Annotated in this window: 12 protein-coding genes and 1 pseudogene; 6 read left to right on the top strand and 7 right to left on the bottom strand. The window is 70.7% G+C overall.

All coding sequences use genetic code 11. The features are described 5' to 3' along the window. The first annotated feature begins 209 nt into the window (after positions 1–209). A complete protein-coding gene (locus ACIBJG_RS37035) occupies positions 210–560 on the top strand; it encodes a hypothetical protein (RefSeq protein ID WP_371629236.1) in 351 nt (116 codons plus the stop codon). A 9-nt stretch (positions 561–569) separates the two neighbouring features. On the opposite strand, the gene ACIBJG_RS37030 is transcribed toward ACIBJG_RS37035, so the two are convergent. Next, positions 570–1,414, bottom strand: a protein-coding gene (locus ACIBJG_RS37030; RefSeq protein WP_399314512.1) for an IS5 family transposase whose coding sequence is annotated in 2 segments (ribosomal slippage) — positions 570–1,072 and positions 1,072–1,414 — 846 coding nt in all. Because the reading frame shifts where the segments join, the coding sequence is not laid out codon by codon here. Positions 1,415–1,687: 273 nt separating this feature from the next. Between ACIBJG_RS37030 and ACIBJG_RS37025 the strand changes: the two genes are divergently transcribed. Then, the gene (locus tag ACIBJG_RS37025) at positions 1,688–2,749 is read left to right on the top strand and encodes an ATP-binding protein (RefSeq protein WP_399314510.1); all 1,062 of its coding nucleotides are present in this window, start codon (positions 1,688–1,690) and stop codon (positions 2,747–2,749) included. Beyond that, the gene (locus tag ACIBJG_RS37020; RefSeq protein WP_399314509.1) at positions 2,746–4,587 is read left to right on the top strand and encodes a hypothetical protein; all 1,842 of its coding nucleotides are present in this window, start codon (positions 2,746–2,748) and stop codon (positions 4,585–4,587) included. The genes ACIBJG_RS37025 and ACIBJG_RS37020 overlap by 4 nt, the downstream gene beginning before the upstream one ends. Before the next feature lie 48 nt (positions 4,588–4,635). On the opposite strand, the gene ACIBJG_RS37015 is transcribed toward ACIBJG_RS37020, so the two are convergent. After that, the gene (locus ACIBJG_RS37015; protein WP_399314507.1) at positions 4,636–8,010 is read right to left on the bottom strand and encodes a pyruvate carboxylase; all 3,375 of its coding nucleotides are present in this window, start codon (positions 8,008–8,010) and stop codon (positions 4,636–4,638) included. A 288-nt stretch (positions 8,011–8,298) separates the two neighbouring features. Further along, positions 8,299–9,192 carry a LysR family transcriptional regulator gene (locus tag ACIBJG_RS37010; RefSeq protein WP_399314505.1) on the bottom strand — a complete coding sequence of 298 codons (894 nt, stop codon included), beginning with the start codon at positions 9,190–9,192 and terminating at the stop codon, positions 8,299–8,301. A gap of 79 nt (positions 9,193–9,271) precedes the next feature. Here ACIBJG_RS37010 and ACIBJG_RS37005 point away from each other — a divergent pair, with 79 nt between their 5' ends. Then, positions 9,272–10,525: an MFS transporter gene (locus ACIBJG_RS37005; protein WP_399314504.1), complete on the top strand. Its 1,254-nt coding sequence runs from the start codon at positions 9,272–9,274 to the stop codon at positions 10,523–10,525. Positions 10,526–10,548: 23 nt separating this feature from the next. On the opposite strand, the gene ACIBJG_RS37000 is transcribed toward ACIBJG_RS37005, so the two are convergent. Continuing rightward, entirely contained in the window at positions 10,549–11,622 is a 1,074-nt protein-coding gene (locus tag ACIBJG_RS37000; RefSeq protein WP_399314503.1) for an alkene reductase, read from the bottom strand. Positions 11,623–11,737: 115 nt separating this feature from the next. Between ACIBJG_RS37000 and ACIBJG_RS36995 the strand changes: the two genes are divergently transcribed. Then, positions 11,738–12,115 carry a MerR family transcriptional regulator gene (locus tag ACIBJG_RS36995; RefSeq protein ID WP_399314501.1) on the top strand — a complete coding sequence of 126 codons (378 nt, stop codon included), beginning with the start codon at positions 11,738–11,740 and terminating at the stop codon, positions 12,113–12,115. 101 nt (positions 12,116–12,216) lie between these two features. Here ACIBJG_RS36995 and ACIBJG_RS36990 read toward each other — a convergent pair whose 3' ends face one another. From ACIBJG_RS36990 to ACIBJG_RS36980, 3 genes and pseudogenes are all read right to left on the bottom strand, one after another. Beyond that, on the bottom strand, positions 12,217–12,441 hold the full coding sequence (locus ACIBJG_RS36990) for a hypothetical protein (RefSeq protein WP_399314500.1): 225 nt from the start codon (positions 12,439–12,441) through the stop codon (positions 12,217–12,219). Continuing rightward, positions 12,438–12,701 carry a hypothetical protein gene (locus ACIBJG_RS36985; protein ID WP_399314498.1) on the bottom strand — a complete coding sequence of 88 codons (264 nt, stop codon included), beginning with the start codon at positions 12,699–12,701 and terminating at the stop codon, positions 12,438–12,440. Before ACIBJG_RS36985 ends, ACIBJG_RS36990 begins: the two co-directional genes overlap by 4 nt. Positions 12,702–12,758: 57 nt before the next feature. Beyond that, a pseudogene (locus tag ACIBJG_RS36980) lies at positions 12,759–12,815 on the bottom strand (hypothetical protein); the annotation flags it as partial. 194 nt (positions 12,816–13,009) lie between these two features. Here ACIBJG_RS36980 and ACIBJG_RS36975 point away from each other — a divergent pair. Further along, positions 13,010–13,885, top strand: a complete 876-nt coding sequence (locus tag ACIBJG_RS36975) for an NAD(P)H-binding protein (protein ID WP_399314496.1) — start codon at positions 13,010–13,012, stop codon at positions 13,883–13,885. Positions 13,886–14,188 lie beyond the last annotated feature (303 nt).

The raw sequence follows: 14,188 nt of genomic DNA, 5'->3' as shown, positions 1-14,188 counted from the left end.
GGACACAGCAGCCCTTGTGAAGGAACACGAGTCTTGGCGGACCCGAGAACCCCTACAAGGGCTGCACCCGTATCACCAGCCGAAACGCCGAGCATCGAACCTCTAACCGAACGGCATTGGCCCTAGGGGGTCTCTTACGGATCACTGGTGGAGGTTCGATCGCAGGGCCTGCTGGCGTCGGCAGAACTGCTGCCTGCGACGATGCGCCTGTGAGCTATGACCTTGCTGTGTGGGACGGCGACCGTCCACTCGACAACCACCAAGCTGGCTCGACCTACGACGAGCTCTACGAGCGCTACCTGGAGTCGGACGATGTCGTCGTGCCTCCGGCGCCGCGCATCACGGCGTACGTGGAAGCACTCGTCGCGCGATACCCGGACGACATCGACCTCAGTGTCGTATGGGCGTCGCCACCGGTCATCGATGAGGCATCGGGCCCGATCGTGTACCTGCTCATGTCATACGGCAAGGCTGAGGAGGTGTCCGAGTACGCAGCTTCGCTGGCTCGCGACCATGGGCTCATCTGCTTCGATCCACAGGGAGAGTGCCTCCGGCCGTAAGCGATCATTTCAGCAGGCGGACCAGAGGAAGATGGCCGCGACGAGGAGGCCGGCACGGTAGACCGTGGCGGTTTTCTCGTAACGGGTGGCCAGACCACGCCATTGCTTGATTCGATTGATGCAGCGTTCGACGGTGTTGCGTTGCTTGTATGCCTCGCGGTCGAATCCGGGTGGGCGCCCACCGCTGCGGCCTCTGCGCTTGCGGTTGGCGATCTGGTCGGCAGGTTGCGGGATCACGGCCCGTACTCCGCGCCGTCGCAGGTGGTCCCGGATGGCTCTTGATGAGTACGCCTTGTCCGCCAGCACCATGAAGGGCCTGGTCCTGGGCCTGCCAACCCGGCGAGGGATCCGAATGGCAGCCATCACGTGATCGAACGCCGGCGCGTCTCCGGCCTGGCCGGGCGTGAGTACGAAGCCCAACGGGCGACAGCGGCTGTCAGCAGCGAGATGGATCTTCGTGGTCAAGCCACCACGAGACCGTCCAATCGCGTGGTCTTCGGGTTCGTCAGCCGGAGCCCCTTTTTGCGGGCGCCGGCGCCGTTCTGGTGCACGCGCACGATCGTGGAGTCCACCGCGACTACCCAGTCCACGTCGCCTTCGGCATCGGCCTGGGCGAGAAGCGCGGTGAAGACCCGTTCCCATGTGCCATCGATGGCCCAGTTCCGCAGCCGCGTATAGACGCCCTTCCACGAGCCGTACTCGGCCGGGAGGTGCACCCACTGCGACCCGGTCTGGAACTTCCAGGCGATGGCATCGATCATCTGCCGGTGATCACGCCACCGCCCGCCTCGTCTTGGCGTCCGATCAGGCAACAACGGCTCTATCCGCGCCCACTGGGCGTCAGTCAACGGCACGACTAAACCAACGATCCGATGATCGGAAAGAAACGCCCTAGCCGAGGAGAGCGGCTGCTACAAGGTGCAGTTGCTGGCAGCGGATGAGGCGTACGTCCACACCTTCTACGAAGCGTGCGGCTTCAAGGCAGCGGCACAGGGCTTCCGCCGCTACGTTCCCTCGGACCGTCACTGACAGGGTGGGGCAACCCTGCGAAATTCGGCTGCGCGCATCACCTGGCCTCCGCATACTGGGCGAACTTCGACTTCCCAGCCACTAAGGAACTCCCCAGCGTGCAGGCCGCCGTCACCGTCACTCCCGCCCAGATCCCCGAACTGCTGCTGGGGCTCGCCACCGTGCGCCCGGTGTTCCTCTGGGGAGCACCGGGGATCGGGAAGTCGTCGCTCGTGCGGAAGTTCGCCGATTCACTGGGTATGGACTGTGTCAGCCTCCTCGGGACGCAGCTCGCACCGGAGGACCTGATCGGGGTGCCGCAGATCCGCGACGGGCGTTCCGTGTTCTGCCCGCCGGAGGCCATCGCCCGCGACGAGCCCTACTGTCTCTTCCTCGACGAGCTCAACGCCGCCACCCCCGACGTCCAGAAGGCCTTCTACTCGCTGATCCTGGACCGGCGGATCGGATCGTACGAACTGCCCGCCGGCTCGATCGTCATCGGCGCCGGCAACCGTGCCACGGACAACGCGCTGGCGAGGCCGATCGCGTCCGCGCTGGTCAACCGGCTCACCCACGTCCACCTGCGGGCCTCGGCAGCGGACTGGCTGGTGTGGGCGGGGGAGAACGGCATCCATCCGTGGGTGACGGACTACCTCGTCGACCGCCCGGACCACCTGTGGTCGCAGCCGCCCAAGAGCGAGGAGCCGTTCTCCACCCCCCGGTCCTGGCACATGCTCTCCGACGCCCTGCACTCCTTCGGCCCGGACATCGACGAGGAGACGCTGAAGGTCCTCGTGCACGGCACGCTCACCCCCGCGCACGCCGTCTCCTTCTGCGGCTACGCGAAGATCGTGCGCCACGCCTTCGGCATCGAGGCGATCCTGAAGGGCGATGCCTCCTGGCCCGCCCGGCTCGAGGACCGTGACCTGCTGTACTACCTGGCAGAGGCGTTCCGCGGACGGCTTGTGAAGGAGCTGCCGCGGCGCAAGGAGCACGTGTCGGCGTCGATGCGGCAGACGGCCTACCGGGCCAAGTCGCTGCTCGTTCAACTGGCCGAGATCTCCGTCGAGGTCGCGCAGACCGTCATCGCGGACGACGTCGACGGCCAGCCGGTGCTGCCCGCCTGGTTCCTCGTCGAGGCCGCACGCGACATGCCCAGGCTGGTGGAGGCCCGGCGATGAGGACCACGACGGGCCGTCAGGCCAACGGCAAGGGCGGAAAGGGAAGCAAGGGCCCCGCGTCCGACCCGGCCGCCGAGGCGTTCGCCGCCGGGCTCGCCATGGTCAAACGCAACCCCGCCTTCGCCGCCGTCGAGGCATCCGTGTGCCGGCAGACGGCATGCGAACTGACCCCGGCCGGGGGACTGGCCGCCGTCACCTCCAACGGCACCGTCCACCTCCACCCCGCCAAACGCGCCGATCCGGCCGAATGGGCATGGGTCCTCGCCCACTGCCTGCTGCACCTGGGCTTCGGCCACGTACCGGCCTCGGCGGACGAGCCGCGCGAGCAGCCCGACCGGTTCGACCTCGCGGCACGCTGCGTGGTCGTCAACCGTTTCCTGCTCACCCACCCGACCGGACGTGTCCCCACCGACCTGCCGGAGTCCTACCCAGGCGGTGACGAGGAGCAACTCGCCGCCCGCTGGCGTCGTGACGGGATCCCCGCCCTGTACGAACACTGCGGAACCGCGGGCGAGCACCCGGACCAGATCCTCACCACCTGGCGGACATGGAACAACTCCGCCGTCCCCGACTGGGAGACCTCCTTCGCCCGCGCCCTCACCCGCAGCGTCTCCGCCGCGATGGACGTGGCGGGCGGCCGCCGCGACAGCGTCACCGGAGTGCGCGCACCGCAGCAGCCCTGGGACCGGGCCCTGAACTGGTTCGTCTCCTCATACCCCTTGCTCGGTGGGCTCGCAGCCGGTCTCACGGTCGTCGCCGACGACGAACTGGCCCGGTCGCAGCGCATCGACATCGCCGCGGTGAGCTCCGTCGCGGGCGAGATCTACATCAACCCGCTGCGGACGTTCACCGACGAGGAATGGCGCTTCGTCCTCGCCCACGAGATGCTGCACGCCGCCCTGCGCCACGGCGAGCGCCGCGGTGGCCGCGACCCTTTCCTCTTCAACGTCGCGGCGGACTACGTCGTCAACGACTGGCTCGTGCAGATGCGTGTGGGCGAGATGCCCGAAGGGCTGCTGTACGACCCCGGCCTGCGCGGGCTGTCCGCCGAGGAGGTGTACGACCGCATCGCGGGCGACCTGCGCCGGCAGCGCCGCCTCGCCACCCTGCGGGGCAGGGGTACCGGCGACATCCTCGGCGAGCCGCTGCCGCACGCCGAGGCCCGCGCGTACACCGATCTGGACGAGTTCTACAGGCGCGGGCTGGTCCAGGGCTTCGACCTGCACCAGTACGGGGAGCGCGGCCTCCTGCCCGCCGGACTCGTCGAGGAGATCCGGGCGCTCGCCCACCCGCCCGTGCCGTGGGACGCGAGACTGGCCCGCTGGTTCGACGAGTACGTGCCCAGGCCGGAGCCCGTACGCTCCTACGCGCGCCCCGCGCGGCGGCAGGCGTCGACGCCCGACATTCCGCGTGCCGGCCGGTACTTCCCACCGCAGGAGACGGCCCGCTGCACTTTCGGCGTCGTCCTGGACACCTCCGGCTCGATGAACAGCGCCCTGCTGGGCAAGGCGCTCGGTGCCATCGCCTCGTACGCGGAAGCACGGGACGTACCCGCGGCGCGCGTCGTCTTCTGCGACGCGGCAGCGTACGACGCCGGCTACCTGCCACCGTCCGAGATCGCCGGCCGGGTGCGGGTCCGGGGCCGTGGTGGGACCGAACTCCAGCCGGGCGTCGACCTGTTGCAGCGGGCCGACGACTTCCCGCCGACGGCCCCGCTGCTCCTCATCACCGACGGGTGGTGCGACACCCTGCGGATCCGGCGCGAGCACGCCTTCCTGATCCCGCAGGGTGCCTCGTTGCCGTTCATGCCGCGCGGCCCGGTGTTCCGCCTGAGCTGAGACCGGGCCCGACGGGCCCGCCCGCGTACGTACGGGCGGGCCGGAGCGTCAGCCGACCTCGATGAGCAGATCACCGGCCTCGACCTGCTGCACCTTGCCGATCGCCAGGCGGCGCACCACCCCTGCTGCCTGAGCGGTGATGGAGGCCTCCATCTTCATCGCCTCGATGGTGGCGACCGTCTGGCCGGCCGACACCGACGTGCCCTCCTCGACCTGCAGCGTCACGACGCCGGCGAACGGTGCGGCGACGTGGCTCTCGTTGCCGCGGTCCGCCTTCTCCGCCGCCTTCACATCGGTCGCCACGGACCTGTCCCGTACCGAAACAGGCCGCAACTGCCCGTTGAGGGTGGCCAGTACGCTCCGGAAGCCGCGCTCGTCGGGTTCGGAGATCGCCTCCAGCTCGATCAGCAGGGTGACACCGGGGTCGAGCGTCACCGTGTGCTCGGTCTCCGTCTCCAGGCCGTACAGGAAGTCCTGCGTCGGCAGCACGGACGTGTCCCCGTACGCCTCGCGGTGCGCGTTGAACTCCTTGGTCGGGCCGGGGAACAGAAGCCGGTTCAGCGTCGCGCGAGGCGACTCGCGCAGCGCTTCGAGGTCCTCGTCCGAGAGGTGCGGCGTCTGCGCCTTCGCCGGCCGGCCCTGCAGCGCGCGGGTGCGGAAGGGCTCCGGCCAGCCACCGGGCGGGTCGCCCAGCTCACCCCGCAGGAATCCGATCACGGAGTCCGGCACGTCGAACTTACCGGGGTCCGACTCGAAGTCCGACGCCTCGACCCCCGCCCCCACCAGATGCAGGGCCAGATCGCCGACCACCTTCGACGACGGCGTCACCTTCACCAACCGGCCGAGCATGCGGTCGGCCGCGGCGTAGCAGTCCTCGATGAGCTCGAAACGGTCGCCCAGACCGAGGGCGATGGCCTGCTGGCGCAGGTTGGACAGCTGCCCGCCGGGGATCTCGTGGTGGTAGATCCGGCCCGTCGGCGAGGCCAGCCCGGACTCGAACGGCGCGTACACCTTGCGGGTCGCCTCCCAGTACGGCTCCAGGTCGCCGACAGCCTGGAGGGAGAGGCCGGTCGCGCGCGGGGTGTGGTCGGTGGCGGCCACCAGCGCCGACATCGGGGGTTGGCTGGTGGTCCCGGCCATGGAGGCGACGGCCGCGTCCACCGCGTCCACACCCGCGTCGATCGCGGCGATCAGCGTGCCCAGCTGCCCGCCGGCGGTGTCGTGGGTGTGCAGGTGGACCGGCAGGTCGAACCGTTCGCGCAGCGCGGTGACGAGGGTGCGGGCCGCGGGCGGACGCAGCAGCCCGGCCATGTCCTTGATGGCGAGGACATGGGCGCCCGCCTCCACGATCTGCTCGGCTAGACGCAGGTAGTAGTCCAGCGTGTACAGGGTCTCGCCGGGGTCCGAGAGGTCCGCGGTGTAGCAGAGGGCGACCTCTGCGACCGAAGTACCGGTGGCGCGGACGGCGTCGATCGCCGGACGCATCTGGGACACGTCGTTGAGGGCGTCGAAGATCCGGAAGATGTCCATCCCGGTGGACGCGGCCTCGGCGACGAACGCCTCGGTGACCTCGGTGGGATAGGGCGTGTAGCCGACCGTGTTGCGCCCGCGCAGCAGCATCTGCGTACAGATGTTCGGCACGGCCTCCCGGAGCTTGGCCAGCCGCTCCCACGGGTCCTCGGCCAGGAAGCGCAGCGCCACGTCGTACGTGGCCCCGCCCCAGCACTCGATGCTCAGCAGCTGGGGCACGGTCTGCGCGACGTGCGGGGCGACGGCCAGCAGGTCGCGGGTACGGACCCGGGTGGCCAGGAGGGACTGGTGGGCGTCGCGGAACGTGGTGTCGGTGACGGCGACGGCCGGCTGGGCGCGCAGCTCGGCGGCGAAGGCCTCCGGGCCGAGGGCCGCGAGGCGCTGCCGGGACCCGGCCGGCGGTGTTCCGGCCGGCAGGGCGGGCAGCTTGTCGGCGGGCTCGATGACCGAGGGGCGGGGGCCGTACGGCCGGTTGACCGTGGTCTCGGCGAGATAGCCGAGCATGCGACTGCCCCGGTCGGCCGAGGGGCGGGCCCGGATCAGTTCCGGATGCTCCTCGATGAAGCTGGTCGTGATGTGCCCCGCCCGGAAGTCCGGCTGATCCAGCACGGCTCCCAGGAACGGCAGGTTCGTCGCCACTCCGCGGATGCGGAACTCCGCGATCGCCCGGCGTGCACGGCGGGCCGCGTTGGTGAAGTCGTGCCCGTGACAGGTCAGTTTGACCAGCATCGAGTCGAAGTGGGCCGACACCTCGGCGCCGGTGTGGACGGTGCCGCCGTCCAGCCGTACGCCGGGCCCGCCGGGTGAGCGGTACGCGGAGATGGTGCCGGTGTCCGGCCGGAACCCGTTGGCCGGGTCCTCCGTCGTGATGCGGCACTGCAGCGCCGTGCCGTTGAGGCTGATGTCGTCCTGCGTGAGATGCAGATCGGGCAGCGTCATGCCGGCGGCGATGCGCAGCTGCGCGATCACCAGGTCGCGTCCGGTGACCTGCTCGGTGACGGTGTGCTCGACCTGGATGCGCGGGTTCATCTCGATGAACACGTGGTTGCCGCGCTCGTCGACGAGGAACTCGACGGTGCCCGCGTTCACGTACCCGATGTGGCGCGCGAAGGCGACCGCGTCGGCACAGATCCGGTCCCGCAGTTCCGGGTCCAGGTTCGGGGCGGGCGCGATCTCGACGACCTTCTGATGGCGGCGCTGCAACGAGCAGTCCCGCTCGTAGAGATGGACGACGTTGCCGTCGGCGTCGGCGAGGATCTGCACCTCGATGTGGCGGGGGTTGATCACCGCCTGCTCCAGGAAGACCGTCGCGTCGCCGAACGAGGAACGCGCCTCACGCATGGCCGCGTCGATTGACTCGCGCAGCTCACCGGGCTGCGCGACCCGGCGCATGCCGCGCCCGCCGCCGCCGGCGACGGCCTTCACGAAGACCGGGAAGCCGATGTCCTCGGAGGCCGCGACGAGCGCGTCGACGTCCTCGGAGGGTTCGGACGACTTCAGCACCGGAACGCCGGCCTCCCGTGCGGCCGCGACCGCCCGGGACTTGTTCCCCGTCAGGTTCAGTACCGATGCCGGCGGCCCGACGAACGTGATCCCGGCCTCGGAACACGCGGCAGCGAGGTCCGGATTCTCCGACAGGAAGCCGTACCCCGGGTAGACCGCGTCCGCGCCAGCCTTACGGGCGGCCTTGATCACCTCGTCCACCGAGAGATAGGCCCGTACGGGATGCCCGGGCTCCCCGATCCGGTAGGCCTCGTCGGCCTTGGCGCGGTGCAGGGAATTGCGGTCCTCGTGCGGGTACACGGCCACGGTGGAGATGCCGAGCTCGAACGCCGCGCGGAACGCCCGGATCGCGATCTCCCCGCGGTTGGCGACCAATACCTTGTCGAACATCAAACTCCCCAGTCGTGTCACGGGCGCGTGGCCTCAGGACAGGCGATGTCGCACGGGATGCACGGATGGCATCCGGTGGTCACGTGGCGGTGGCGAAGTGCTCCGTGGTTCTCGGGCCCGGAGCGTTCGACACCGTACCGGAGACCTTCCCAGAGATCGCGGGCGCAAAGGATGGCGTGCGTCACGTGCCGCGATCGAGGCCCGCCGTGCTGCCCAGGGCGCCCGGGACCGGGGGCCGGACGCGCCGAAGCGACCTCGAACGCATGACCCCGGACACCTCACGCCCCGTCACCCGCCCCCGGCCCCCGACGCTTCCACGACACCGAACATGGACAGGAAGGCCGTGGCAGCGGGGGAGGGCCGGCCGCTGCTCCAGACCAGGTGCTCAACCCGGACCGGCGCGTCACGGAGCCGGACGACGGGCAGGTCGGAGAACTCCTCGACGAAGGCGGCGGGCAGCATCCCGATCCCGAGCCCCTGCCGGATCAGACGGGCCATGGGCTCGGGCGCCGTCACCTCGAAGGCGACCTCGCGCCGCACCCCCGCCGCCGTGAAGGCATCGTCCGTCTGCACCCGCCCGGCTGTGCCCGCGGGGAAGTCGACGAACGGCTCGTCCGCCAGCCGCGCCAGGTTCACCTCCTCCTGGCTCGCCAGTGCGTGACCGGGCGGAACCACGGCGACGAGGTGACCTCGCGCCAGCTCCCTGCCACGCACCCCCTTGGGCCGCGGCCCCAGGGGCAGTCCGAGGAACGCGGCGTCCAGGGTGCCCTGCCGCACCCGTTCGACCAGTTCCTCGCTCGCGCCTGCGCGCAGGCTGATGCGTACCTCCCGATGACGCAGGTGGAACCGCTTGAGTGCGGCGGGCAGGTCGACTGCCGTCACGGTGGGAATGGCTCCGACGGCGAGCGGGCCCCGGATCTCCCCGGCAACGGCCGCCACCTCCGCCCGTGCCCGCTCGGCGGCGTCGAGGGACTGACGGGCCGCGGGGAGGAACGCCTCGCCGGCGGCGGTCAGCCGGACCCGGCGGCTGGTCCGCTCGAACAGCCTGGCACCCAGCTCACGCTCCAGCCGGGCGATCTGATGGCTCAGCGCGGACTGGACGACCAGGCACTGTTCGGCGGCCCGGGTGAAGTTCTTCGTCTCCGCGACTGCGACGACGTAGCGCATCTGCTGAAGGTCCATGGACCCATCGTGATTCACGATCGTTGGGATGCACAGCATGTGTTGGACTCATCGATGACCCGTCACTGACGATGAGGTCATGACAAAGACAAGACCGGGTGCGAGCGGTGGCTTATCGCGCGGGCTGCTCCTGCTCATGTCCGTGGCGACGGGACTGGCGGTAGCCGGCAACTACTTCGCGCAGCCCCTGCTCGATCTCATCGGCCGGGAACTGGGACTCGGGACCACGACGGCGGCACTGGTCGTGACGGTGGCCCAGGGCGGGTACGCGCTCGGCCTGATTCTGCTGGTGCCGCTCGGCGATCTGATGGAGCGCCGACGGCTGGCAGTGCTCCTCTACGCGGCGACGGCGCTGTTCCTGCTGGTGTCGGCCACCGCCGTCAACGGAGCCGTGCTGCTTGCCGGAACGGCCCTGACCGCGCTGACCTCCGTGGGAGCGCAGGTGGTGGTGCCGTTCGCGGTGTCACTTGCGGCCCCGGCCGAACGCGGCAAGGTGGTCGGCACGGTGATGACCGGTCTGCTGCTCGGCCTCCTGCTGGCCCGCACCGCTTCCGGAGCGCTGTCGGAGGTGGGCGGCTGGCGCACGGTCTACTGGGTGAACGCGGTCCTGATGGCGCTGATGGCCCTCCTCCTGCGGCTCTTCCTGCCCCGGCTCGGCGGGGGCGGCAGCGGCCTGACCTATCCCGGCTTGTTGCGCTCGACGGTCGCGATGTTCCGGTACGAGCCGCTGCTGCGGTGGCGCTCGGGCATCGGCGCTCTGAGCATGGCTTCGTTCAGCGTGCTGTGGACGGCGCTGACGTTCCTGCTGGTGCGGTCCCCGTACGACTGGCAGGAGTCGGCCATCGGCCTCTTCGGTCTGGTCGGCGCCGCGGGCGCGCTGGCCGCCACGGTCGCGGGGCGGCTGGCTGACCGCGGGCACGTCCAGATCGTGACCGGCGCCGGAACGCTCCTGCTGCTGGGCTCCTGGGCGGCCGTCGCAGCCGGCGCCGACTCCCTCGTCTGGCTGCTCATCGGCGTCATCGCGCTGGACCTGGCACATCAGGCGGTGCTCAACAGTACCCAGAACGTCATCTACGCCCTCCGCCCCGAGGCCCGCAACCGGATCAACTCCGCCTTCATGACCGCCTTCTTCGTCGGCGGTGCGGCAGGGTCCGCGCTCACCTCGGTGGTCTGGGTGCGCGGTGGCTGGAGCGGCGTGTGCGTCCTGGGCGCCTCCCTCTCGGCCGGGACCGTCGTGCTCTGGGTCCTGGAACGCATCACCCTCGGCGGGTCACTGCGGCGTACCGACGTCCCTGCCGGGCACGCGCCGACAGCCCGCCGGACACAGGTGTGACCGGCGGGCGCGAGCGCGGGGAGTCAGGCCGCGTACTGATGGGCCGGGTAGGTCAGGTAGCCCGCATCGCCGCCCTGGTAGTACGTGGCCTCGTCGACAGGGGCGATCGGCAGTCCGCGGCGCAGCCGCTCGACGAGGTCGGGGTTGGCGATGAAGGCGCGGCCGAAGCTGATCAGGTCGGCCCCGAGGCCGAGCCAGTGGTCGGCGTCGTCCCGTCCGGTCTGCTTGGGACCCATGGGAAGGGTGGGGTTGATGACCAGGGTGCCGGGCCACGCGCGGCGCAGCGTGAGGAGCGCCTCCTCCTCGACGGTGGCCTCGAGATGTACGTAAGCGACGTCGAGGCGGGCCAGTTCGGTCAGAAGCGCGGTGTAGAGCTCGATGGTCTCGCTGTCCTCGACCCCCCAGAACAGCCCGCCGGGCGAGAGGCGGATTCCGGTCCTGTCACCGCCGACGGCGTCGACGGTGGCGGCGGCTGCCTCGACCGCGAAGCGGATCCGGTTGGCGACGGAGCCGCCGTAACGGTCCGTGCGCAGGTTGGCGTTGGTCGAGAGGAACTGGGAGATCAGGTAGCCGTTGGCGCCGTGCAGCTCCACCCCGTCGAAACCGGCGTCGACGGCACGGCGGGCGGCCCGGGCGTACGACTGTGCGTGTTCGGGGACCTCGGCGGTGTCCAGGGCACGGGGCAGCGGGGCGGGCTGGGGCCCGGTCGGGGTGAACACGTCACCGACGGCGGGGACGGCCGAGGGGCCGACCGGCTGCAGGCCGGTGGTGTCGGGGTGCGAGACGCGGCCGCCGTGCATGATCTGGGCGAAGATCCGCCCGCCGTTGGCATGGACGGCCGCGGTCACGGGGCGCCAGGACGCGACCTGCTCGTCGGTGTGCAGCCCCGGAGTCCCGGGATTGGACTGCCCGATCGTGCTCGGCTGGACCCCTTCGCTCACGATCAGCCCGGCGCTGGCACGCTGGGCGTAGTAGGCGGCCATGGACGGTGTCGCCAGCCCGCCGGCAGCGGCCCGCACCCGGGTCATCGGTGCCATGACCACTCGGTTGGGCAGCGTCAGACCGGCAAGACGGTAGCCGGTGAATAGGGATGTCACGGCAGGACTCCTTCGCGTTCAGCGGTGCCCGAACCCCGGGCACGCAGTTACGCTAAAACCTCACATTGATGTCAGAGGCAAGTCCTGTGACGCAGGACACGACCGGGAGGCTTTCGTGCGCATCGGGGAGCTCGCGTCACGGGCAGGGGTCAGCGTCCGGTCCGTGCGCTACTACGAGGAGCAGGGGCTGCTCACCAGCACCCGCAGTTCCAGCGGGCAGCGGCACTACACGGACGACGACGTCGAGCGGGTCGCGTTCGTCCAGCGCCTCTACACCGCAGGCCTCTCCAGCCGGACCATCGTCGAACTGCTGCCCTGCGTCGACGCGCCCAGCAGAGAGAACTCCGACTCCGCGCTGGAGCGGATGGCGCAGGAGCGCGATCGGCTCTCCGCGCACATCGCCGACCTCGTACGGACCAGGGATGCACTCGACGCGCTGGCGGCGACGGCCCGGGCGTACCGGGAACAGCTGGGGTCGCCGGTGGCCGGCTGACTGCGACCGATCGCCCCCGTGCCCTCGTGAGGGTTTGAGTACGGCGGCACGCTGCCAGGTGCGCGCGCCGTCGCAGGAGGCGAGGCGCGCCAGCCATTCCCTCAGGAGCGCTGCTCCGAGGCGCTGAGGGTCGTCCGATCGGGGAGCGCCGCACGCAGGGTGCGTGCGACGCCGGCCGGGCCCGCGCTCCGCACCGCCGGTTCCTGGTCGGTGACGGCGGCGACCATGGATTCCCGCAGCGAGGTCAGCAGGGCCGGGTCGCGGCGGTCCTCCGGCACGGACGGCCAGGTGAGCACCGCTCCGTGCCCCGCGGCATGGATGATCATGGCCGCCGGTTCCTCGTCCACGCGGAGCCTGCCGCCGGTGGCCAGGCGCCGGATCGGCCCATCGGAATCTCCATCCCGGCCTTGAAAGCGGCCGATGCCGGGTCCGTGGGCTCGCTGTACATCAGCGTGTACCGGGCCGGGTTGGTCAGCCCGAACTCGACCGCCAGATCCCAGCCGGCCCGCAGGTCCTCGATGGGATCCCGGGGGTCGGGGTCGACGTGCTCGGCCGCGAGGAACCTGGCGAAGCCGTGCTCGGCCACCGCTTCGAGCAGCCCGTCCTTGTCGCCGAACAGCCGGTAGATGGCCGGCGGCTGGAGGCTCGCCGCGACCGCGACCGCCCGGGTGGTGACCGCTTCGCGGCCCTCGCGTGCCAGCAGGTCGGCGGCGGGCTCGATGACCCTCTGCCGTGGCTGCTCGGGATCGGGGGCCGAGTGTCGGACTCGGCGCCGGTGGCGCTGCGTGAACGTGATGGCGTGTATCGACGATACGGCAATGGTGGTTCCAGCGTTAGTATCGGTGTTACCGTTAAGGGGATTCCATTGGAACTGTACGGACGTGGGAGTGCATCATGATCATCGTTACCGGAGCCACCGGACAGCTCGGGCGGCAGATCGTCGAGAGGCTGTTGGTACGCGTACCGGCGGACCGGGTCGGCGTCAGCGTCAGGGACCCGCAGAAGGCGCAGGCGTTCGCCGACCAGGGGGTTCGGGTCCGGCGCGGCAGCTTCGACGAGCCCGCCGGTCTCGCCCATGCCTTCGAGGGCGCCTCGCAGGTCCTCATCGTGTCCGTCGACCGGATGGGTGAGGAGGCGGTGCGGCTCCACCGAACCGCCATCGACGCGGCCGTCGCCGCGGGTGCCCGTCGCATCCTCTACACCAGCCACATGGGTGCCCACGCCTCGTCGCACTTCCAGGCCTGCCGCGACCATGCCGCCACCGAGCAGGCGCTGAGCGCCTCGGGCGTGCCGTTCACCGCTTTGCGCAATGGCTTCCATGCCGCTGTCGCGGTGCAGTTCCTCGGCCATGCCGCCGAGTCCGGCGACCTGGTGCTCCCCGAGGACGGTCCGGTCAGCTGGACGACGCACGGTGACCTGGCCGACGCGGCCGCGGCCGTCCTGGCCGACGAAGGGCGGTTCGACGGCCCCACGCCGCCGCTCACCGCCGCGCAGGCGCTGACCTTCGACGACGTGGCCGGTATCGCCTCCGATGCTTCGGGCCGCACGGTCACGAGGGGCATCACGTCCGACGGCCGGTTCCGCGACCAACTGCTGGGCAACGGTGTGCCTGCCGATGCGGCCGACCAGTTGCTGGGCGTCTTCGCGGCCGCCCGCGCCGGCGAGTTCGCCGCTGTCGACCCGACTCTGGCCGGCCTGATCGCCCGGGAGCCGACGGCCCTGAGTGCGGTCCTGCGCGAGCGCCTTTCCGTCGGCGGCGGCGGCCACTGACGGGCGGCGCGGGACGGGTGCGGGACGGTGCGTCATCGCCCGCACCGGGGTGACGGGCGGCCGCGGGCGGGGTACGGCTCGGCTGCTCCGACTGGTTCACCGACCTGTCGGGCGCCGTCACGCTGATCCTCGGTGAACGCGCCATCCGGGTCGAGACGGGCCAGGCAGCTGAGTTCTCCACCATGATTTCCCACGCCATCAAGGCGCACGGCGGGCCGGTAGAGATCCTGTGCATCCTCGATCACGACGGACGGCGCACCCACCTCGACCCGTCCTCGGCGCCCCGCCGCCCGTAGCCGCGTG

It is taken from the genome of Streptomyces sp. NPDC050422 (genome assembly GCF_044458665.1).
Classification (GTDB): domain Bacteria; phylum Actinomycetota; class Actinomycetes; order Streptomycetales; family Streptomycetaceae; genus Streptomyces.
This window is presented reverse-complemented; position numbering and strand designations above follow the sequence as displayed.